This window comes from Streptacidiphilus sp. MAP5-3 (assembly GCF_041262505.1).
GTDB lineage: Bacteria > Actinomycetota > Actinomycetes > Streptomycetales > Streptomycetaceae > Streptacidiphilus.
Genome location: NZ_JBGCCL010000001.1, coordinates 481,031 through 502,056 on the forward strand (window position 1 = coordinate 481,031; position 21,026 = coordinate 502,056).

The 21,026-nt window shown below is 70.3% G+C and carries 19 protein-coding genes; 12 read left to right on the forward strand and 7 right to left on the reverse strand.

The window, feature by feature from the left end; translation table 11 throughout:
- The first annotated feature begins 39 nt into the window (after window positions 1-39).
- The 3 genes from xseA to ABH928_RS02130 all read left to right on the forward strand — a co-directional run bounded on the left by xseA (window position 40) and on the right by ABH928_RS02130 (window position 2,364).
- Window positions 40-1,260, forward strand: a complete 1,221-nt coding sequence (xseA, locus tag ABH928_RS02120; protein ID WP_370061258.1) for an exodeoxyribonuclease VII large subunit — start codon at window positions 40-42, stop codon at window positions 1,258-1,260.
- A gap of 75 nt (window positions 1,261-1,335) precedes the next feature.
- Entirely contained in the window at window positions 1,336-1,617 is a 282-nt protein-coding gene (locus ABH928_RS02125) for an exodeoxyribonuclease VII small subunit (protein WP_370061261.1), read from the forward strand.
- Between the two features lie 144 nt (window positions 1,618-1,761).
- Complete coding sequence (locus ABH928_RS02130; RefSeq protein ID WP_370061263.1) at window positions 1,762-2,364, forward strand: malonic semialdehyde reductase; 603 nt, start codon at window positions 1,762-1,764, stop codon at window positions 2,362-2,364.
- Window positions 2,365-2,473: 109 nt separating this feature from the next.
- Here the strand turns inward: ABH928_RS02130 and ABH928_RS02135 are convergent, their stop codons facing one another.
- On the reverse strand, window positions 2,474-3,022 hold the full coding sequence (locus tag ABH928_RS02135; protein WP_370061265.1) for a DUF4245 domain-containing protein: 549 nt from the start codon (window positions 3,020-3,022) through the stop codon (window positions 2,474-2,476).
- Between the two features lie 207 nt (window positions 3,023-3,229).
- Between ABH928_RS02135 and glpX the strand changes: the two genes are divergently transcribed.
- Complete coding sequence (gene glpX, locus ABH928_RS02140) at window positions 3,230-4,270, forward strand: class II fructose-bisphosphatase (RefSeq protein WP_370061267.1); 1,041 nt, start codon at window positions 3,230-3,232, stop codon at window positions 4,268-4,270.
- A gap of 187 nt (window positions 4,271-4,457) precedes the next feature.
- Here the strand turns inward: glpX and ABH928_RS02145 are convergent, their stop codons facing one another.
- The 3 genes from ABH928_RS02145 to ABH928_RS02155 form a co-directional block, all read right to left on the reverse strand.
- Entirely contained in the window at window positions 4,458-4,811 is a 354-nt protein-coding gene (locus ABH928_RS02145; protein WP_370061269.1) for a WhiB family transcriptional regulator, read from the reverse strand.
- A 215-nt stretch (window positions 4,812-5,026) separates the two neighbouring features.
- The gene (locus ABH928_RS02150; protein WP_370061272.1) at window positions 5,027-6,262 is read right to left on the reverse strand and encodes a serine hydrolase domain-containing protein; all 1,236 of its coding nucleotides are present in this window, start codon (window positions 6,260-6,262) and stop codon (window positions 5,027-5,029) included.
- Window positions 6,263-6,402: 140 nt separating this feature from the next.
- On the reverse strand, window positions 6,403-7,158 hold the full coding sequence (locus ABH928_RS02155) for a DUF1707 domain-containing protein (RefSeq protein WP_370061274.1): 756 nt from the start codon (window positions 7,156-7,158) through the stop codon (window positions 6,403-6,405).
- Between the two features lie 159 nt (window positions 7,159-7,317).
- Here ABH928_RS02155 and ABH928_RS02160 point away from each other — a divergent pair, with 159 nt between their 5' ends.
- The 4 genes from ABH928_RS02160 (at window position 7,318) to ABH928_RS02175 (ending at window position 11,285) form a co-directional block, all read left to right on the forward strand.
- Entirely contained in the window at window positions 7,318-8,973 is a 1,656-nt protein-coding gene (locus tag ABH928_RS02160) for a fumarate hydratase (protein WP_370061276.1), read from the forward strand.
- A gap of 48 nt (window positions 8,974-9,021) precedes the next feature.
- Window positions 9,022-9,153: a hypothetical protein gene (locus ABH928_RS02165; protein WP_370061278.1), complete on the forward strand. Its 132-nt coding sequence runs from the start codon at window positions 9,022-9,024 to the stop codon at window positions 9,151-9,153.
- Window positions 9,154-9,251: 98 nt separating this feature from the next.
- Complete coding sequence (locus ABH928_RS02170) at window positions 9,252-9,842, forward strand: Uma2 family endonuclease (RefSeq protein WP_370061280.1); 591 nt, start codon at window positions 9,252-9,254, stop codon at window positions 9,840-9,842.
- Window positions 9,843-9,899: 57 nt separating this feature from the next.
- Entirely contained in the window at window positions 9,900-11,285 is a 1,386-nt protein-coding gene (locus ABH928_RS02175) for a class II fumarate hydratase (RefSeq protein ID WP_370061282.1), read from the forward strand.
- A gap of 12 nt (window positions 11,286-11,297) precedes the next feature.
- Here ABH928_RS02175 and ABH928_RS02180 read toward each other — a convergent pair whose 3' ends face one another.
- Both ABH928_RS02180 and ABH928_RS02185 read right to left on the reverse strand, forming a co-directional pair.
- On the reverse strand, window positions 11,298-13,316 hold the full coding sequence (locus tag ABH928_RS02180; RefSeq protein ID WP_370061284.1) for a glycosyl hydrolase family 18 protein: 2,019 nt from the start codon (window positions 13,314-13,316) through the stop codon (window positions 11,298-11,300).
- Window positions 13,317-13,467: 151 nt separating this feature from the next.
- Window positions 13,468-13,806 (reverse strand): tetratricopeptide repeat protein, encoded by a 339-nt coding sequence (locus ABH928_RS02185; protein WP_370061286.1) that lies wholly within the window; start codon window positions 13,804-13,806, stop codon window positions 13,468-13,470.
- Window positions 13,807-14,063: 257 nt separating this feature from the next.
- On the opposite strand from ABH928_RS02185, the gene ABH928_RS02190 reads away from it, so the two are divergent.
- The 3 genes from ABH928_RS02190 (at window position 14,064) to ABH928_RS02200 (ending at window position 18,606) form a co-directional block, all read left to right on the forward strand.
- A complete protein-coding gene (locus ABH928_RS02190) occupies window positions 14,064-15,095 on the forward strand; it encodes an isopenicillin N synthase family dioxygenase (protein ID WP_370061288.1) in 1,032 nt (343 codons plus the stop codon).
- Window positions 15,096-15,438: 343 nt separating this feature from the next.
- The gene (locus ABH928_RS02195) at window positions 15,439-16,878 is read left to right on the forward strand and encodes a hypothetical protein (RefSeq protein ID WP_370061290.1); all 1,440 of its coding nucleotides are present in this window, start codon (window positions 15,439-15,441) and stop codon (window positions 16,876-16,878) included.
- 219 nt (window positions 16,879-17,097) lie between these two features.
- Window positions 17,098-18,606 carry a cytosine permease gene (locus tag ABH928_RS02200; protein ID WP_370061292.1) on the forward strand — a complete coding sequence of 503 codons (1,509 nt, stop codon included), beginning with the start codon at window positions 17,098-17,100 and terminating at the stop codon, window positions 18,604-18,606.
- Between the two features lie 73 nt (window positions 18,607-18,679).
- Here ABH928_RS02200 and ABH928_RS02205 read toward each other — a convergent pair whose 3' ends face one another.
- Window positions 18,680-19,636, reverse strand: a complete 957-nt coding sequence (locus ABH928_RS02205; protein ID WP_370061294.1) for a LysR family transcriptional regulator — start codon at window positions 19,634-19,636, stop codon at window positions 18,680-18,682.
- Between the two features lie 138 nt (window positions 19,637-19,774).
- Here ABH928_RS02205 and ABH928_RS02210 point away from each other — a divergent pair, with 138 nt between their 5' ends.
- The gene (locus tag ABH928_RS02210) at window positions 19,775-21,019 is read left to right on the forward strand and encodes an MFS transporter (RefSeq protein WP_370061296.1); all 1,245 of its coding nucleotides are present in this window, start codon (window positions 19,775-19,777) and stop codon (window positions 21,017-21,019) included.
- The last annotated feature ends 7 nt before the right edge of the window (window positions 21,020-21,026 follow it).

The window sequence follows — 21,026 nt, forward strand, 5'->3', positions numbered from 1 at the left end:
TGAGGGTGGACTGTCGGCGGCTGCCCGTAGGCTCGGTCCATGCCTCTCGAGACCTCGCCCGACGCCCCGATCCCGGTCAGTCGCGTCTCCCAGCTGATCGGCGGCTGGGTCAGCCGCCTCGGCGCGGTGTGGGTCGAGGGCCAGATCACCCAGCTGAGCCGTCGACCGGGTGCCGGTGTCGTCTTTCTGACGCTCCGTGACCCGTCGGCGGACGTCTCGCTCTCGGTCACCTGCTATCGCTCGGTCTTCGACGCGGTCGCCGACCTCGTCCAGGAGGGTTCGCGCGTCGTCGTCCAGGCCAAACCCGAGTGGTACGCGCCGCGTGGCACGTTGTCGCTGCGGGCGACGGAGATCCGGCTGGTCGGCCTCGGCGACCTGCTGGCCCGGCTGGAGCTGCTCAAGCGGAGCCTCGCCGCCGAAGGCCTCTTCGCCGCCGAGCGCAAGCGTCCGCTGCCGTTCCTGCCGCACTGCGTCGGCCTGGTCACGGGCCGGGCCAGCGCGGCCGAGCGGGACGTGCTGCAGAACGCGCGCCGCCGCTGGCCGGCGGTGCGGTTCGAGGTGCGCAACGTGCCGGTACAGGGCGTGCGGGCGGTGCCGGAGGTGGTCGCCGCGATCAAGGACCTCGACGAGCATCCCGAGGTGGACGTGATCATCGTCGCCCGTGGCGGCGGCAGCGTGGAGGACCTGCTCCCCTTCTCGGACGAGGCCCTGATCCGGGCGGTGGCCGAGGCGCGCACGCCCGTCGTCAGCGCCATCGGCCACGAGCCGGACCAGCCCCTGCTCGACTTCGTCGCCGACCTGCGCGCCTCGACCCCGACGGACGCGGCCAAGCGCGTCGTCCCCGACGTGCGCGAGGAGTTGGCGCGCGTCCACGCCCTGCGGGACCGGGCGCGGCTGACGATCGAGTCCCGGCTGCGGCACGAGTTCGCCGGGCTGGCGAACGTCCGCAGCCGACCCGTGCTGGCCGCGCCGCACCGGCTGGTCGACGAGCGCGCACACGAGGTCGGCGCGCTGGTCGACCGTGCCCGCCGCACGCTGGGCCACCGGCTCGACCGCGCGGAGACCGAGCTGCACCACACCCTGGCCCGGGTGGTGGCGCTCTCCCCCGCGGCGACGCTGGAGCGCGGGTACGCGGTCCTGCAACGGACGGCGGACGGCGCGGTGGTCCGCGCCCCGGGCGACGTCACCGCAGGCGACACGCTGCGGGCCCGCGTCGCCGAGGGCGAGTTCACCGTGACGGTCGCGGACGAGCAGGGCTGATCCGGCGGCCTGCCGGCGGGCTGCCGGCAGGCCGGTTCCGCACGCGCTGTCGGTTGGATTTCCTAAGCTGGTCGCATGGCGACCAAGCAGGCGAAGCAGGACCTCTCCGCGGACAACGCGATGGGCTACGAGCAGGCCAGGGACGAACTGCTCGACGTGGTGCGCAGGTTGGAGACGGGCGGCGGCACCCTGGAGGAGTCGCTGGCGCTCTGGGAGCGCGGCGAGCAGCTGGCCAAGGTCTGCGAGCGCTGGCTGAACGGCGCCCGGGCCCGCCTCGACGCCGCCCTCGCCGCGGAGGAGGACGCCGAGGCGACGGACGAAGCGGACGGCGACCAGGCAGAGGACGAGGAGGAGTAACGGCGCAGGAGCATCCGAGGAGGAGTAACGGACGTCACATCTTCAACCTCTGCTTTGGAAATAGTTGAAGCATCATCTATGTTGGATCTCGAAGACGGCGCGCCCCGAGCCGCCTTCCTTCCAGATCTCCCAGAGGTGTGACTCATGACTGCCGACGCTCTCGTCCTCGACTCCGCCGCCCAGGACCTGCTCTTCCGTGAGGGCCGCACGGCGAACACGTTCTCCGACGAGCCGGTCACCGACGAGCAGGTCCAGGCCATCTACGACCTGGTCAAGTACGGCCCGACCTCGATGAACATGCAGCCGCTGCGTGTCGTCCTGGTCCGCTCAGCCGAGGCTCGCGAGCGCCTGGTGTCGCACATGATGGACGGCAACAAGGAGAAGACCGCCGGCGCCCCGCTGGTCGCCATCCTGGCCACCGACCACGAGTTCCACGAGGAGATGCCGACCCAGTTCCCGCACTTCCCGCAGGCGAAGGACACCGTCTTCGCCGAGCGCCCGGTGCGTGAGGCGGCCGGCTCCTTCAACGCCTCGCTCCAGGTCGGCTACTTCATCATCGGCGTCCGCGCCGCCGGTCTGGCCGCCGGTCCGATGACGGGCTTCGACGCCGAGGCGATCAACAAGGAGTTCTTCACCGACGGTGAGCATTCCGTGCTGGCCGTGGTCAACATCGGCAAGCCGGGCGAGAACGCCTGGTTCCCGCGCAGCCCGCGCCTCTCCTACGACGAGGTCGTCACCACCGTCTGAGTCGTCACCACCGTCTGATCCGTCTGATCAGGACCGCACACCGGTTCCCCGGAACCAGAAGGCCCCGACCGAGCACCGCCCGGTCGGGGCCTTCTGCGTCTTCCGCAGCTCAGTGGTCGCTGAGCCTGGCGGCGAAGTCGCCGAGCTTGGCGAAGGTCTCGGTGCCGAAGACGACGGTGGTGCCCCTGGCGCCCGGCAGGACCAGCGCCTGGTAGCGGCTGCCCTGGTAGTGGGTCCACGCGACGCCGTTCACCATGGTTGTGGCCGACTGCTTGACGGCGTCGACGGTGGCGTTCTGCACCACGGTGTTGAGCGGCGCGTTGCTCTGCTCCAGGGCCACGTACTGGGTGGACGGGTCGATGAAGCCCAGCGTCCAGGTGTCCGCGTTCGTACCGTCGTAGTTCACCGAGGTCGCGTTCCAGCCGGACGGCAGGCTGCCCGGGGCCGGGGCGAGCAGCGGGTACGGAGCCGCACGGCGGGCAGAGGGCACCGAGTCCTCGTACTGCACCGGGTGCACCCCGTTGCCGCCGCTGTGCGGGATGAACAGATAGATCACTATGCCCGCCGCCAGCACCGCGGCCAGCGACAACACCATGTCGCGGACGGATTTGGCGGCCATCCCCGGCCGCTTGCGCACAGTCACTGTCTCGGTTGCCACGCATCCATGGTGGCCCATGGCCTGTGGATCACTGTCGGTGGGGGCGGGTTCCGCGCGGCGCGGGCCGGTGGGGGAGGATGGAGGGGCTGTGCGAGGCTGCACTGGCAGGCGCACGTGCCGGGCGCCACAGACATTCGCCCAGGTCGAAGATACGATCGCAGCACCCTCATTCCGGCCGTCGGCGTACAGAGAGGTACGAAAACATCGATGACCGATCAGCATTCGCATCGCCTGCCCTCGTCTCTGGAGGTTGCCCCCGAGGCACCCGACCGCAACCTCGCCCTTGAACTGGTCCGCGTCACCGAAGCAGCCGCCATGGCTGCCGGTCGCTGGGTCGGCAAGGGCGACAAGAACGGAGCGGACGGCGCCGCCGTCCGTGCCATGCGCACCCTCGTCCACACCGTCTCGATGAACGGCGTCGTCGTCATCGGTGAAGGGGAGAAGGACGAGGCTCCCATGCTCTTCAACGGCGAGCGGATCGGCGACGGCACCGGTGCGGAGTGCGACGTCGCCGTGGACCCGATCGACGGGACCACCCTGACGGCGAAGGGCATGCCCAACGCCATCGCAGTGCTCGCTGTCGCGGACCGCGGCACGATGTTCGACCCGAGCGCCGTCTTCTACATGGACAAGCTCGTCGCGGGTCCGGAAGCGGCGGGCCTGGTCGACATCAACGCCCCGGTCGCGCACAACATCCAGGCGGTCGCCCGCGCCAAGGGCACCGCCCCGGAGGACGTCACCGTCGTCCTGCTGGACCGCCCGCGCCACGAGAAGCTGGCGCAGGAGATCCGCGAAGCGGGCGCCCGGATCAAGTTCATCTCCGACGGCGACGTCGCAGGCGCGATCATGGCTGTCCGCGAGGGCACCGGCGTCGACCTGCTGCTCGGCGTCGGCGGGACGCCCGAGGGCATCATCACCGCCTGCGCCATAAAGTGCCTGGGCGGCGTGATCCAGGGCAAGCTCTGGCCGAAGGACGAGGCCGAGCGGCAGAAGGCGCTGGACGCCGGGCACGACCTGGACCGTGTGCTGTCGACGGACGACCTGGTCAGCGGCGACAACGTGTTCTTCGTCGCGACCGGAATCACCGACGGCGAGCTGCTCCGCGGCGTGCGCTACCGCTCCGAGACGGCCACGACCAGCTCGCTGGTCATGCGTTCGAAGAGCGGCACGATCCGCCAGATCGACAGCGAGCACAAGCTGTCGAAGCTGCGGGCCTACAGCGCGGTGGACTTCGACCGCGCCAACTGAAGGCCATCGGTTGAGGGCTGCCCGCCAGGGCCGCCTGCCGAAGGCCGACCGAAGCGCCCGAGGGGCGCGAGGAACGAGGCGAAACGCCGACGCCGTTCCTCGCGCCCCTCAGCCGTTCCGTCGACCGTTCAGTCGGCCGTCGCGTCGACCGTTCCGTCGACCGTTGGGTCCCACGAGTCCGGTCGGCTCAGCCCGCGATCCGCAGGTCCTGCTCCTGGTCGTGGCGGCGACGGCGGGCCAGGACGACGCGGCGCTCCGCCGCGGTCAGGCCGCCCCAGACGCCGTAGGGCTCGGGCAGCAGCAGCGCGTGGTCCCGGCACGCCAGCAGCACCGGGCAGCGGGCGCAGACGCGCTTCGCCTGCTCCTCGCGTGCGAGCCGCGCGGCGGTCGGCTCCTTGGAGGGGGCGAAGAACAGACCCGCCTCGTCACGTCGGCAGGCGGCACCCGTGTGCCAGGGGTTGTCCTCCGCATCCGGACCGCCACGCTGTGCGGGGACACGGGGGCGGAGGCCCACCTGACTGGCTTCGATCGGATGCAGCACAGCGCACTCCTGACGACGGGCCGGGGGAGGGTACGCGCTCGCCTGTCGTCAATCGCGGCGAGCCGATGTGCACCGGGATCTACCCCGGTGCGAACCGATTCATGCACCCGCCACACAATCCGATCGCCGGATCGTCGTACTCACCGGAAGCTGACCAGAATTCCCACGAACCATGACGTCGCGTCATATTCCTGTCCGCTCAAGCACGGACGCGATCAGGCCAGCGGCTGGTTGGGAACCAGCAGGTGGGAGAGTGCGGTGGCGATCGTGTCCGCCTGGTTCACGTTCTGGTTCGTCTTCGGCGAGTTGGTGACCGACACCGCGATCGCGATCCCCTTGTTCGGCAGGTAGGCCTGGATCGCCGCATAACCGGAGAACGACGGGTTCGACAGCACCCATCCGTTCACCACCAGCGTGGACAGCCCGAAGTGGATGGCCTCGGTCTGCGGCATGCAGACCGTCGCCGGGCACTTCTTGGTCGGCTTGCCGAGGCCGACCGTGCCCGGGTTGAGGAGCGTCTTGTAGCCGCGGGCGGACAGCGTCTGTCCCGAACCGATCCCGACGGCCGAGCGGGCCAGGTCGCAGATGTCCTGGGTGATCACGGCGCCCGGCGCGGTGGTCCACGAGGGGTTCCAGAACGTCGACTCCTCGTACTTGCCGCGCTCCGAGGTGAACGCGTGCAGCACCGGCGTCGGGATGTCCGGGGTGTAGCTGTTCGAGGTCGCGTGCAGCTTGAAGGGGCGGTAGATCCGCTGTTCCAGCAGCCGGTCGAGGCGGGTGTGGGTGATCCGCTCCAACGCGGCGCCCATCAGCACGAAATTGAGGTGCGAGTAGCTGAAGTCGGTCCCGGGCTTGTAGAGCAGCTTGTCGCGGAAGCGGAACGGGAAGGCCGCGAGCTCGGCGGGCGTCCACTGCTTGAACGGGTGGGCCTCCAGCTCGGCCAGGAACGTCGGGTCGGTCACGTAGTCGCGGAAGCCGGTGGTGCTGTCGGCGAGCTGCCGCAGCGTGATCTGCTTCGCGTACGGGACGTCCGGGAGCCAGCGCGCGATGGGGTCGTCCAGGCCGACCTTCTTCTCGTCCACCAGCTGGAGCAGGATCGTGCCCATGTAGGCGATGCCCACGGAACCTGTCCGGAAGCGCATGTCCGGGCGGGCCGGCACCTCGGTCATCGACGGCCCGAGCGCGCCGGTCCACACGTCCCGCCCGTGATCGGTCACCCGGACGACGACGGCACGGAGATCCAGGGCGCGCCGCTGCTGCCGGACGAGGTCGAGGACGGCGCGGGCCCGGCCCCGAACGGGGCCGGGCGAGGAGACGCAGTGACCGGCGCGGTCGGACCCGGCGCGGTCGACGGCGGTGGCGGGCGCGGCGGCCCCCGCGAGGAGCGGGGCCTGGGCGAGGATCAGGGTGGAGGCGCAGAGCAGCGCGGTCCGGGTACGGGTATGCGTCATAGCCCACGGTCTGCGCGCCCTCGACGGAAACCCGCGCAGGACACCCGCGCAGCCACCCCGACGGGGGACCGTCCGTAGGCCGTTGGCACCCGCGACTCCCGTCGGGTCAGCGCCCTGGCCGTGTCAGCGCCCTCGCCGGATCAGTCCGATCCCAGTTGCTTCCGCAGCCGGTCCTTCAGCTTGGGCTTCTTGTGCCGTGCGGAGACCCCGCCGAAGATCGCGCCGCCGCGGATCGTCACCACCGGCCCGCCGGGGGTCTGCGACTCCTCCTCCTGGACGTCGAAGCCGCCGAAGACGGCCACTCCCCCGCCGCGGACGCTCGCGGTGGCCGGGACGGTGATGTCGATGCCGCCGAAGACCGTCCAGGCGTTGATCACCAGCTCGGGGCCCTCGATGACCGCGTCCGAGAGATCGATCTCCACGCCGCCGAAGACGGCGACCGCCGTGAGCAGCCCACGCGTGCGGAAGCGGCCCTTGCGCTGGGCGCCGCCGAAGACCGCGATCGCGTGGTCCGTCGTCGTCCCCACGAACGGCTCGGGCTGCGGCTGGGCCGGAGCGGGAGCCGGGGTCGGGGTCGGCCGACCGGAGACCGGGAGGTCCTTGGTGAGCGGGACCAGCTCGCCCATGGTCTTCGCCGCGTAGGCGGCCTCCAGCCGCTCCGCGTGCTCCTCCGCGTCGAGACGGCCCTCGGCGTACGCGTCGCGCAGCGCCTCGGCGACGCGCTCGCGGTCGGCGTCGGAGGCGCGCAGGTCGTCCGGCCCGGCGGGGTCGGCGTACGGCCTGGCGGCGGGCTTGGCCACGGGCTGCGGCTTGTCGAAGGACGGCTTCGCCTGCGGCAGGCGCTCCGATCCCGACTCGGGCGGCTGATGGGACGACGAAGACGAGGAGTTGTCCACGCGCCGAGAATAGTCAGCGGACGCGGACCGGGACCAGTGACTCGGCCCTCTGCTGTGATCCGGGGCACCTCCCCCGCACCGCCCGACGGCTTCCGCGCACCGCTCGATACCCTGGAGGGCGCGCCGACGACGACGCCTGACCGTGAGGATTGTCCGCTGATGCCCGAGTTCGCCTACACCGACCTGCTGCCGTTGGGGAAGGACGAGACCCCCTACCGCCTGATCACCTCCGAGGGCGTCAGCACCTTCGAGGCGAACGGGCGCACCTTCCTCCAGGTCGAGCCGGAGGCCCTGCGGCTGCTGGCCGCCGAGGCCATGCACGACATCTCCCACTACCTGCGCCCGGCCCACCTGGCCCAGCTGCGCCGGATCCTGGACGACCCGGAGGCCAGCCCGAACGACAAGTTCGTCGCGCTGGACCTGCTGAAGAACGCCAACATCGCCGCGGCCGGCGTGCTGCCGATGTGCCAGGACACCGGCACGGCGATCGTCATGGGCAAGCGCGGCCAGGGCGTCCTGACGGAGGGCGGTGACGAGGAGGCGCTGTCGCGCGGCGTGTACGACGCGTACACCAAGCTGAACCTGCGCTACTCGCAGATGGCCCCGCTGACCATGTGGGACGAGAAGAACACGGGCTCCAACCTGCCGGCGCAGATCGAGCTCTACGCGACCGACGGCGACGCGTACAAGTTCCTCTTCATGGCCAAGGGCGGCGGCTCGGCCAACAAGTCGTTCCTCTTCCAGGAGACCAAGGCGGTCCTGAACGAGGCCTCGATGATGGCCTTCCTGGAGCAGAAGATTCGCTCCCTCGGCACGGCCGCCTGCCCGCCGTACCACCTGGCCATCGTCGTCGGCGGCACCAGCGCCGAGTACGCGCTGAAGACCGCGAAGTACGCCTCCGCGCACTACCTGGACACGCTCCCGACCGAGGGCTCAGCGACCGGCCACGGCTTCCGTGACGTCGAGCTGGAGCAGAAGGTCTTCGAGCTGACCCAGAAGCTGGGCATCGGCGCGCAGTTCGGCGGCAAGTACTTCTGCCACGACGTGCGCGTGGTCCGGCTGCCGCGTCACGGCGCGTCCTGCCCGGTGGCCATCGCGGTCTCCTGCTCGGCCGACCGCCAGGCGCAGGCGAAGATCACCGCCGAGGGCGTCTTCCTGGAGCAGCTGGAGCGCGACCCGGCCCGCTTCCTGCCGGACACCACGGACGAGCACCTGTCCGACGACGTGGTGAAGATCGACCTCAACCGGCCGATGGCCGACATCCGCACCGAGCTGAGCAAGCACCCGGTCAAGACCCGCCTGTCGCTGACCGGCACCCTGGTCGTGGCGCGCGACATCGCGCACGCCAAGCTCAAGGAGCGCCTGGACGCCGGCGACGGCATGCCGGAGTACCTGAAGAACCACCCGGTCTACTACGCGGGCCCGGCCAAGACCCCCGAGGGCTACGCCTCCGGCTCGTTCGGCCCGACCACGGCCGGCCGGATGGACTCCTACGTCGACCAGTTCCAGGCGGCGGGCGGCTCCATGGTCATGCTGGCCAAGGGCAACCGCTCCCAGCAGGTCACCGACGCCTGCGCCAAGCACGGCGGCTTCTACCTCGGCTCCATCGGCGGCCCGGCGGCGCGCCTCGCCCAGGACTGCATCAAGAAGGTCGAGGTCCTGGAGTACGCCGAGCTCGGCATGGAGGCCGTCTGGCGCATCGAGGTCGAGGACTTCCCGGCGTTCATCGTGGTCGATGACAAGGGGAACGACTTCTTTGCTTCGCCGGAACCGACGCCGACCTTCACCTCCATCCAGGTCCGCGCGGGTGCCTAGAGCCACCAGGCAGGCCGACGGACGGAGTCCGGCGCAGCCGGTCGAAGCTTGAGAGGCCCCCAGGGGCCGAGCAATGCGAGACCGGCCATCGGCACAGGTGTCAAGGGCAACGACTTCTTCACCGACCCGGGCCCGGTCCAGCCGCTGATCACCAACATCCCGGTCGGACCGAAGGCCTGACGGCCAGGCTGTTCACTCGTCAGGAGGCCCTCGCACACTGCGGGGGCCTTCTGTCGTACCGCTGCGGTAGCGTTTCTGGTGGCGAAGGAGGTTGGCGGATGACCGTCCTGCACGAGCGCGAGTCGGACCATGCTGCCTCACGGCTGCCCGTCGACGCCTTCGAGGAGATCGCGCGCGTCGCGGCCCGCGAGGACGTCAGTCTTGAGTTCATCGACGGCAGGCTGTGCGAGAAGCCCGTGCCCGACGGCGACCATGCCATGATCATCCAGTGGCTGCTTCGGATCTGCATCCAAGCGCGACCCGAGCTTTATCTCTTCCCTGAGCAGGGGCTGCGCATCCGAGGCCATCGGAACGGCTTCGCCCGGCCCGACGGCGTCCTTGCTCCGTCCATCGCGGGTCAGGGCGAGTGGGCCGCCACCGACGGGGTGCTTCTCGTCGCCGAGGTGACGTCCTACGACACGGACACGGACCGGCGCGACCGCATCGAGAAACCCCGTGCCTACGCCGAGGCGCGCATCCCCGTCTACCTGCTGATCGACCGGGACAGCTGCGAGGTCGTCGTCCATTCCGACCCGGACGGCACCCGCTACGAGACCGTCCACCGCCGCCCGTTCGGCAAGCGGGTCGATCTCCCTGAGCCCGTGGGGTTCGAGCTCGACACCGAGCCGCTCAAGGACTGGGTTCGCTGACCGCAGCGGCGTGTCCGGGGCGGGAACAACGTCCCGTGCTGGGACGCTGAGCGGGATATGGACGACTTCCGGATCGAGCACGACTCGATGGGCGAGGTGCGCGTTCCCGCCGAGGCGAAGTGGCGGGCGCAGACGCAGCGGGCGGTGGAGAACTTCCCGATCTCCGGGCAGCGGCTGGAGCGGGCGCACATTGCGGCGCTGGCGCAGATCAAGGCTGCGGCCGCGGCGGTGAACGCGAAGCTCGGGGTGCTGGACGCGGAGACCGCGGAGGCGATCCGCGCGGCGGCCGAGGAGGTCGAGGAGGGGCGCTGGGACGCGGAGTTCCCGATCGATGTCTTCCAGACCGGGTCCGGGACGTCGTCGAACATGAACGCCAACGAGGTGATCGCGACGCTCGCGAGCGAGCGGCTGGGACGTCCGGTCCACCCCAACGACCAGGTCAACGCCAGTCAGTCGTCCAACGACGTCTTCCCCAGCTCGATCCACATCGCCGCCACCGCGGCGGTCGCCCACGAGCTGATCCCCGCGCTCAACCACCTCGCCGACGCGCTCGCGCGCAAGGCGGAGGAGTTCGCGGTGACGGTGAAGTCGGGCCGGACGCACCTGATGGACGCCACGCCGGTCACCCTCGGCCAGGAGTTCGGCGGTTACGCCGCCCAGGTCCGGTACGGGGTGGAGCGGCTGCGGGCGACGCTGCCGCGGGTGGCCGAGCTGCCGCTCGGCGGGACCGCGGTCGGGACGGGCATCAACACCCCGCCCGGCTTCTCCGCCGCCGTGATCGAGGAGGTGGCGCGCGCCACCGGGCTGCCGCTGACCGAGGCGCGGGACCACTTCGAGGCGCAGGGCGCCCGGGACGGGCTGGTGGAGCTGAGCGGTCAGCTTCGGACCATCGCCGTCGGGTTCACGAAGATCTCCAACGACCTGCGCTGGATGGGTTCCGGGCCGCGTACGGGGCTGGGTGAGATCAACCTGCCCGACCTCCAGCCGGGTTCGTCGATCATGCCGGGCAAGGTCAACCCGGTGATCCCGGAGGCGACGCTGATGGTCGCCGCCCAGGTGGCCGGCAACGACACCACCGTCGCGATCGCGGGCGCGAGCGGCAGTTTCGAGCTGAACGTGATGCTGCCGGTGATCGCCCGCAACGTGCTGGAGTCGGTGCGGCTGCTGGCCGCCGTCGCCCGACTGCTGGCTGACCGGACGGTCGACGGCATCACCGCCAACACCGAGCGGCTCCGCGAGTACGCGGAGTCCTCGCCCTCGGTGGTGACGCCGCTCAACCGCTACCTCGGTTACGAGGAGGCCGCGAAGATCGCCAAGCAGGCCCTGGCGGAGCGCAAGACGATCCGTCAGGTCGTGCTCGAACGCGGCCATGTGGCGGAGGGGCGGATCACCGAGCAGCAGTTGGACGAGGCCCTGGACGTGCTGCGGATGACCCACCCCTGAGAGGTCGACGGCTCAGCTCAGGGCGAGGTCGTCGGCGAAGACGTTGCCCTGGCCGTACCAGCCGTGGACGTAGACCGTCACCGTGCCGCTGGAGCCGGTGGTGAACGGCACGTTCAGCTGGTTCCAGCCGCTGTTGCTGGACCAGGTGCTGGCCGTCGCGCCCCCGCTCACGCCGACGTACGCGTAGTTCCCCTGGACCCAGCCGGACAGCGTGTAGCTGGTGTCGGGCTGGAGGGTGACCGTCTGGTCGCACTCACCCGTGGTCGACGAGCTGGGCGTCACCTGGAGCGCGTGCGAGCCGCTGTGTGTGGGTGTGGTCACCACCTTGCTGCCGGACTGGCAGGTCCACGGGCTCAGGCTGCCGCTCTCGAACCCGCCGTTGACCAGCGCACCCGAGCCGCCGGACCCGGTCGGGCTGGACGAGGGCGAGGTGGACGGTGACGTCGACGGCGAGGTCGAGGTCGAGGGAGAAGTGGAGGGGGACGCGGACGGCGAGCCGCTCGCGCTGGACGACACCGAGGCAGTCGGGCTGCCCGTGGGCGGCGTCGGGCAGGTGCTCGCCGACCCGTTGATGTCGTTGACCGCGTCGTTGAAGAGCGTGGTCGCGGGATCGAGGTCGTAGAGCGAGAACATCATGAAGCCGGCGAGGCCGTTGCAGTGCGCGTAGTCGGCCCTGGTCTGGATCGACTGCGCGGACTCACCGCCGTAGAAGTTGGTCCCGTCGTAGAAGTACGCGGAGTCGGTGACGGGATCCCAGTAGGTGTCGGCCGGATTGTCGACCGTCCCGGTCAACTCCTTGTACATGGCCACGCCTGGCACGTTGCCGGAGTCGGTCTGCCCCGCCGACGCGCCCGTCGCGGTCTGATAGAGACCGTGGTTGCTCCCCGCCGGTACCCCGGTCCAGCCGCGATAGTAGAACGGCAGGCCGATAGTGAGTTTGTTCGCCGGGAAGCCGCCTGGTATCCCGTACTGCGAATCCCCGACGGTCCAGGCCTTGATGGCGTTGTCGACGCTGTACGTCTCGTTGCCGGGGGCGACCTTGGACTCGGGCGAGTTGGGGTTGGCGTAGAGCGGGTCCTGCTCGTCCGTCGGCCCGGTGGCGTTCCACGCGCCGTACATGTCGTACGACATGACGTCGCCGAAGGTCAGGTACTGGGCGATCTGGTTGGTCTGGATCAGGCTGATCTTGTCCTGACCGGACGGCAGCGCGGCCGAGAGCGCGTAAGTGTGGCCGTCGGCGGCACCCTGGGCGTTCAGCTCGTTGCGGAACTCGGCCAGCAGCGCGGTGTAGTCGGCGGTGTCGTTCGGCGAGTAGTGGTTGCCGAGGTGGCCGCCGCTGGAGGCCGGGTACTCCCAGTCGATGTCGAAGCCGCTGAAGATGCCGGCCGCGGTGCCGGTGCCGCCGTAGCCGTTCTCGACGGGCAGGTTGCCCTTGATGAACATGTCGATGCAGGACGAGACGAACTTCTGCCGGGAGGCCGCGGTGGCGGCCACGTCGGAGAAGTACTTCGAGTAGGTCCAACCGCCGATCGACAGCAGGATCTTGAGGTTCGGGTACTTCTTCTTCAGCTCCTGGAGCTGGTGGAAGTTGCCCACGATCGGCTGGTTGTAGACGTCGGACGTGCCGTCGACGCTGATGCTGGAGTCGTAGGACTTCCCGTAGTCGGCGAAGGCGTCCTCGGCGCCGTCACCGGCGTTGGGGTCGCTCTCGCCACCCGGGTCCGGGTCGGTGGCCTTGGTGTTCTCGAAGCAGGTCAGGTTGGTGGGGTCGATGTTCTCGAAGTCGTAGATGAGGTAGTCGACCTTGCCCGCGATCCCTTCGGTGTCGAGGTTCTTGGGGTAGAAGGCGTTCTGGTAGATCGACCACTGGTCGTAGTAGGCGACCTTGATGCCGCCGCTGGTGGCCGCCGCCTTGGTGGTGTTCGTCGCGGCAGCCGCGCCTGCGGGACTGCCGAGCAGGGAGGCGGCCAGGCCGAGCAAGGCCGTGGCCGCCCCCGCGAGTGTGAGTCCGATCCGTCTGGAGCGTGGCATGACGCATCCTCCGCATGGTCGTGTACCCGACACCGCATCAGATTGGTACGTACCAATAGGAGCGTCAAGGGTCTGGACCAATTTGGACTGACAGATCGTCAAAGTCCGTGGTGGCACGGATCGTCCGCCCAGAGCGAAGACGGACGAGGACTCAGATCAGCGACTGGCCGAGCGACTCGGCGAGGCGCAGCTGGGTCGCTGCCTCCTCGGCACGGCCGCCCTGGCGCTCCAGGGTGCGGCCGAGCAACAGACGGGCGTAGCCGTCCACCGGGTCGCGCTCGACCACCTGCGCAAGCACCTCCTCCGCGCGGCGCAGCTGCGCGGAGTGGTAGTAGGACCGGGCCAGCAGCATCCGCGCGGCGGCGTGCGTCGGCTCGGCGGCCACGATCGGGGCCAGGATCAACGCGGCGTCGCTGTACGCCTTGGAGTCGAAGAAGAGCTGCGCGCGGGCGTACTCCTCGGCAAGTGTGTGGTTGATATTCACGGGCATCCCCTTTCGATTTCGATGCCGTTCTGGCGTGTCGGCCGTAGAACACCGGGGAGCATCCCGCACATTCCCTGAGAAGTGTCGGCTTCCTCACCTCCGCCACAGCGGGAAGCGGAAGCGCTCGGCGTTACGCTCGTTCCATGACTCTGCTCGTCTCCCGACGCCACGTGGACTACGTCCGCGTCACGAGCATGTCCTGTCGTGCCGAGGCCTGACCCCAGCGTCCCCTCCCCTCCTGCGCGCACTCCCCGAGGACCGTCATGACCGCCACCGCTCGCCCCTCCCTCTCCCGCACCGACCTCCCCGTCGTCGACCTCTCCGACCTGGACCGCGAGGCGCTCCACCGGGCGGCCCGCGACGTCGGCTTCTTCCAGCTCGTCGGCCACGGCATCGGTCCCGAGGAGAGCGACGAACTGCTGCGCGTCTCCCGCACCTTCTTCGAACTGCCCGAGGCCGACCGGGTGGCCCTGGACAACCGCAACTCCCCGCACTTCCGCGGTTACACGCGGATCGGCAAGGAGCTGACCCGCGGCACCCGCGACTGGCGTGACCAGCTGGACATCGGCGAGGAGTTGCCGCCGCACGTCCCCGCCGAGGGCGAGCCCGCGTACTGGTGGCTGGAGGGCCCGAACCAGTGGCCCGGCGCACAGCCGGAGCTGCGCGAGGTCACCCAGCGCTGGATCGCCCGGCTGAGCGCGGTCGCCGACCATCTGCTGCACGAGCTGCTCGCCTCGATCGGCGCGCCGCCGGACTTCTACGACGCGGCGTTCGCCGGTCATCCGCGCAGCCATCTCAAGCTGATCCGCTATCCCGGCCGCGCCCCCGTCGGCGACGACCAGGGCGTGGGCGTGCACAAGGACTACGGCTTCCTGACGCTGCTGCTCACCGACGGCGTCGGCGGGCTGCAGGTGGAGTCGCCGGAGGGGCCCGAGGCCGGCTTCATCGACGTGCCGCACATCCCCGGCGCGTTCGTGGTGAACCTGGGCGAGCTGCTTGAGGTGGCGACCAACGGCTACCTCAAGGCCACCAACCACCGTGTGGTGAGCCCGCCGGGAGCGCGTGAGCGCTTCTCCGCGCCGTTCTTCTACAACCCGCGCCTGGACGCCCGGATCGAGCCGCTCCCCTTCCCGCACGCCGCGAAGGCCACCGGCGTGACGGAGGACCCGGACAACCCGCTCTTTGCCGAGTTCGGCTGGAACGAGCTCAAGGGCTGGGTGCGTGCCCACCCGGAGGTCACCGCCCGCCAGCACCCCGAGCTGCTGTCTGCTGCGGACCCCGGCACGGCCGCCTGACCATCGCGCGGGACCGCACCACGGGCCCTGCCCACCAGGCGGACAGGCCCTGTCCCGCCGTCGGCCGCGCCGCTACGGTGTCGGCATGACCCTGCTGGTGAGCCGCCGCCATGTGGACCATGGCCTGGCCACCACCACGAGTTGTCGCCGCGTCAGCTGACGCGGCCCGCCACCTCACTCTCCCTTCGAGGGCCGCTCACCTTCCGAGCCGAGCGGCCCTCACGCATGTCCACCCGCCGACCCACCGCCGACCCCCCGGTCCGCGTGCGGGTCCGCGTCCGCTGCTGCGCGACCGGCCGCCTGGCGTCCCTTCCTTCCGCCGAGCCACGGAACAGGACCTGCCATGCGCCTGCGCACCTCTCTCACCTTCACCGCCGCCGCGCTCTGCCTCGCGGTCGGAAACGCCTTCGCGGCAACGCCGTCGTCCCCGACCGGATTCGGGCCGCTGCCGCCACAGAACCCGGCCACCGCGGCCGACGGCACCGCGACGATGCACGGCGACAGCGCCTCCAGCGACACCACCCCGTACCCGGGCCCCGGGATCGGTCCGATCAGCTGGACCCGGACCGCGCTCGCCTCCGCCTGCCCGACCGTGGTGATCGGCAGCGACCGCATGCCCGTCGCGCTCTGCACCACGATCTTCGGGCGGACGCCGACGGTGCACCTGCTCGACCCGTCCACCGGGGGCGACCTCGCCTCACTCGCGCTGCCGAAGGGCAGTCTCTTCGGCGGCGTGTACGCCTACCTGGACAACACCGACGCGCTGGTGGTCGTCGACGGCGACGACAACCTGCTGCGCATCGGCCACCACCGGTCGGCGGGAGGCGGCTGGACGCTCACGGTCGACCAGTCCACGTCGCTGGCGGGCGCGATCCCGGCCGGTGACAGCATCGTCGGCCTCAGCCCCGGGTGGGACGGCCGGATCTGGTTCGCGACCGCCGGCGGCGTGATCGGGACCGCCGACACGACGACGGGCGCGGTGCGGACCATCAGCACCGGCGAGGGCGTGGAGAACAGCATCTCCACCGTCCCCGGCCACACCGCCGTCGCCACCGACCACGCCCTCTACCTGCTCGGCGAGGCCCCGGACGGCACCCCTCGGATCCAGTGGCGCGCCCCCTACGACCGGGGGCCCGGTCGCAAGCCCGGCCAGCTCAGTCGGGGCACCGGAGCGACCCCCAGCTTCTTCGGGCCCGGCGACGGCACCGCCTACGTGACCATCACCGACAACGCGGCCCCGCACGAGAACCTGCTGGTCTGGAAGGTCTCCGCCGGGCCGACGCCGGTCTGCACCACGCCGGTGCTGACGCAGTTCCCGGAGAGCGGCACCGAGGACGCGGTCATCGCCTCCGGACACAGCGTCTTCGTCACCGACACCTACGGCTACCCGTACCCGGCCCTGCCCGCCGGCGCTCCCGCGAGCCTGCCGTCCTCGGCCGACTTCGCGGGCGGCCTGAGCCGGGTGGACCTGGACGCCGACGGCAACGGCTGCCATCCGGTCTGGAACAGCGACGTCCGCTCCGCGGCACTCCCCCGCCTCTCGCTCGCCGACGACCGGATCTACACGGTCGCGGTCAGCGGCCCGACCGGCCTGGTCGGCAGCGACACCTTCGCCCGCTACTCCTACGCGGTGATCGACCCCGCGACCGGCGCCCAGCTGTCCAGCACTCCGATCGGCCTGGGCCTGCTCTACAACCCGCTGCAGATGACCGGCACGACCGCACCCGACGGCACCCTCTACCAGGGCACCGAGACGGGTGTGCTGCGGATCACCCGAGGCTGAACCGGCCGAGGGGGGTGCCGACGAGGGCGCGGACACCCGGGCCACACGCGGGTGACATGCCGGTGCCTCGGACGTCTTGGGCCGAAGTGGAGTAATCGAAACGCGTTCTTCGTCTGATTTCACCATGGTCAGGGCGTATTCATCCGCCAAAGATGTCCAGGACCTTTATCGGGGCCTGCGTCGCCTGTGCCCCGGATGTCCCAGCGCAGAGGCACTCGCATGCAGCACACCTCGACCGCCGACGGAGCGGGCGGCAACGGAGCAGCCCAAGCCGGCCACAGCCCGATCGAGCAGTACGGCGTCGACACCATCCCGGACGCCGAGCGGACCAGCTCGCCCAAGGACATCGTCCACATCCTGGTCGGCTCCAACCTCGCCTTCGGCGTGGTCGTCTTCGGCTGGCTGCCGGTCTCCTTCGGCCTGTCCTTCTGGGGCAGCATGACCTCGCTGGTGCTCGGCACGGCGCTGGGCATCGTGCTGACCGCGCCGCTCGCGCTGGTCTCGCTGCGGACCGCGACCAACCTCTCGACCAGCTCCGGAGCGTTCTTCGGGGTGCGCGGGCGGTTGATCGGCTCGCTGGTCGGTCTGCTGCTCTCGCTCGGCTACACCGCGCTGGCGCTCTGGGTCGGCGGCGACGTCGTGGTCGGCTCGCTCAACCGGATGCTGGGACTGCCCGCCGACGGGCCCGCCTACATCGTCACCTACTCGGTGCTGGCCGTGCTCAGCGCGACCGCGGCCGTCTTCGGCTACCGGATGCTGCTCAAGCTGGAGCGGCTGCTGATGTGGGCGATGGGCGTGCTGCTGATCGCCGGACTCTTCGCCTTCGCACCGCACTTCGACCCGTCGACGCACGGCAGCTACCTGCTCGGCGGCTTCTGGCCGACCTGGCTGCTCTCGGTCGTCGCGGCCGGTCTGAGCGGGCCGATCGCGTTCATCACCCTGCTCGGCGACTACACCCGCTACGTCTCGCCCACCCGCCACGCGCGGGGACGGGTGCTGTGGTCCACCGGTCTCGGGCTCTTCCTCGGCCTGCTGATCCCGCAGCTGTTCGGCACGTTCACGGCCGTGGCGACGCATGCCGGGAACAGCTACGTACACAGCCTGATCCTCGGCTCCCCGGCGTGGTTCCTGCTGCCGTTGCTGGTCAACGGCCTGATGGGCAGCGCGGGTAACACCGGCCTGATGCTCTACAGCATGGGCCTCGACCTCGACGCCATCCTGCCGCGCGCGACCCGGCTCCAGGCCACCTACGTGGTCGCCGCGATGGCGACCGTGCTGGTCTTCCTCGGCCACTTCGTCTGGAACGCGCAGGACGCGGTCACCTCGTTCGTGCTGATCCTCACCGCGATCGGCACCCCCTGGGCCGTGATCACCCTGATCGGTCACTTCCGCTGCCGCGGCGACTACGACCAGCACTCGCTCCAGGTGCTCAACCAGCGCACCCGCGGCGGCATCTACTGGTACCGCGCGGGCTGGAACACGGCCGCGACCGTCGCCTGGGCGGGCGGCAGCGCCCTCGGCCTCTGCGCCGTCGACACCCCCGTCTACCAGGGCCCGCTGCTCCCGTACACGGGCGGCATCGACATCAGCTTCCTGCTCTCCGGCGCCTTCGCCGCAGGCCTCTACCTGCTGCTCTCCCGCGGCGCCCGTGGCCGCGCCGGCCACCTCCCGGGCGGCTCGGCCCGCACGATGGGAACCACGGCGCCGCTCACCCGCGTGGTGGACTAGGCCCTGTCTGACTATTCCCGTCGGATCAGCCCGGGTCGGCTGGCGCGGTCAGCTGCAAGGCGGAGGATCGCCCTCAGGGCCTGGGCCTGTCCGGCGGATCCTTCCGGGCCCAGGTCGGTGTCCAGACGTCGGCGTCGGTCGAAGCGGTTCGCCTGGAGGTGAGGAAGCCGCGAAGTTCGCGGAGTGCGGGATGAGGGTTGTCGTCGCGCCAGATCAGTGACATCGGATAGACCGGCGCCGGGTCACTGATCGGGATGCGCCGCAGGTCGTAGCTGTCCGGCCACAGGTATCGAGAGCCTTCGCCGACCAGCGTCGCCAGGTCCTTCGAGTCGGCGATCTCGTCCAGCAGTGCCTCGTTCCCGAAGACGGGGCCGACCATGTCGATGGTGAGGTCGAAGGCGTCAGCGAGTTCGTAGTAGTAGACGGCCACTTCGCCGCGGGCGTCCAGGCCCGGCATCCAGATGCGGTGTCCGGCGAGTTGTCCCGGCGTGACCGTACGGGCGTTGGCGAGCGGGTGGCGCGGTCCGACGAGCAGTTGGTGCCGGTCGTCGATCACTCGGGCCGTGTTGATCGCGTCCGGCACGAGACGCTGCGGGGGAACCGCGTGGAAGGTGGCGTCGATCGTCCCGGCTTCGACAGCGGCGATCGCGCCGTCGAGGTCGGCGTCCAGCGTCACGACGTCCAGTTCGATCTCGGGATGCGCGCGGTAGAAGTCCTGGACCAGCCCCGCTGTGGCGATCCGCCGGTTGACGACGTCGACGCGTAGGGCGCGGCGGCCGGGACGGACAGACGCGTCGGCCCGCTCCGCCACCCGGAGAAGTTCACGGGCATGGGGCAGGAACGCCTGGCCGTCGATGGTGAGCCGGGCGCCCCGGGCCGTGCGGATGAACAGGCGCACATCCAGGTCCTTCTCCAGCCCGGCGATGCGCTTGGAGACGGCCTGCTGGGTGATCGACAGGCCGGCGGCGGCTTCCTGGAACTGACCGGCTTCCGCGGCGGCGACGAAGGTGCGTACGGCTTCGAGATCCACGCCGAGCCACCCTAGTGGACAACGGACGGTTGTGACTCGCTGGCAGAATCGTTGTTTGACCCGCTGGCGCGTTGCTCGGTTAGCTCTCACCGGTCAACTTCCGTCTGTTCGAGTGGGGCATCAAGGGGGGCGCTGGGCATGCTGCGCAGGCGAGCGTTGGGCCGGCAGTTCGGCTGGCTGTGGGCGGCGTACGCGGTCAGCGCCTACGGGTCCGGGCTGGGATTCGGCGCGTTCCCGCTGATCGCCGTGCTGGCGTTGCACGCCGGCCCCGCCGAGGTGTCCGCGCTGTCCGCGGTGGGGCCCGCCGTGGGCGCGCTGATCGCGCTGCCGCTCGCGCCGTGGGTGGAGTTCCGGCGCAAGCGCCCGGTCATGATCGCGATGGACCTGACCCGGTTCGCGGCCATGATGACGATCCCGGTCGCCTACGCGTTCGGTCTGCTCAGCTTCGTCCAGCTGCTCGTGGTCTCGGCCGTCGTCGCCAGCGCCAAGATCGCCTTCAACGCGGCCAGCGGCTCCTACCTCAAGGCCCTCGTCCGGCCGGACGACCTGCTGGTGGCCAACGCGCGCTTCGAGTCGACGAACTGGAGCTCCATCGCGATCGGGCCACCGCTGGGCGGAGCGGCGATCGGGCTGTTCGGGCCGGTCACCACCGTGGTGGCCGACGCGCTCAGCTACCTGTTCTCCGCGCTGGGCATCACCGCGATTCGCGGCCGGGAGGAAGCGCCACAACCGACGGGCAAGAGCCCGACCCGGGCGGGCGCGCTGCTCGACGGCTGGCGACACATCCTGGGCCATCCCGGCTTGCGGGCGCTCTACCTCAACAACATGCTCGTCGGCGGTCTGATCATGGCCACCGAGCCGTTGCTGTCCGTGCTCCTCCTTCGCCAACTCGGGTTCCCGCCATGGCAGTACGGGCTCGCCTTCGCCGTCCCGTGCGTCGGCGGACTCATCGGCTCGCGACTCGCCCGCCGCGTGGTGGCCCGCTACGGAGAGCAGGCGGTGTTCCGCACCGTCGGCACCCTGCGCTGCGTCTGGCTGATCGGCCTGGCGTTCATCCGTCCCGGCATCGTCGGCCTGGTCACCGTGATGGCGGTCGAACTGGCCATCATCATCAACATGAGCCTGTACGCCCCGGTCGTCGCCACCTACCGGCTCGAACACACCCCCAAGCACCTCGTCGCCCGCACCCTGTCCGCCTGGTCCATCGGCCAGCAGGCGTGCATCGCCGTCCTCACCGCGCTCGCCGGGCTGCTCGCCGACGCCACCAGCCCACGCACCGCTCTCACGGTCGCAGGACTGCTCATCCTGGCCACCCCGCTGCTGCTTCCCCGCGACGTCCACACGGCGCAGCACGAACCGGTGCTGGTCCGCAGCAACTCGTGACCCACCT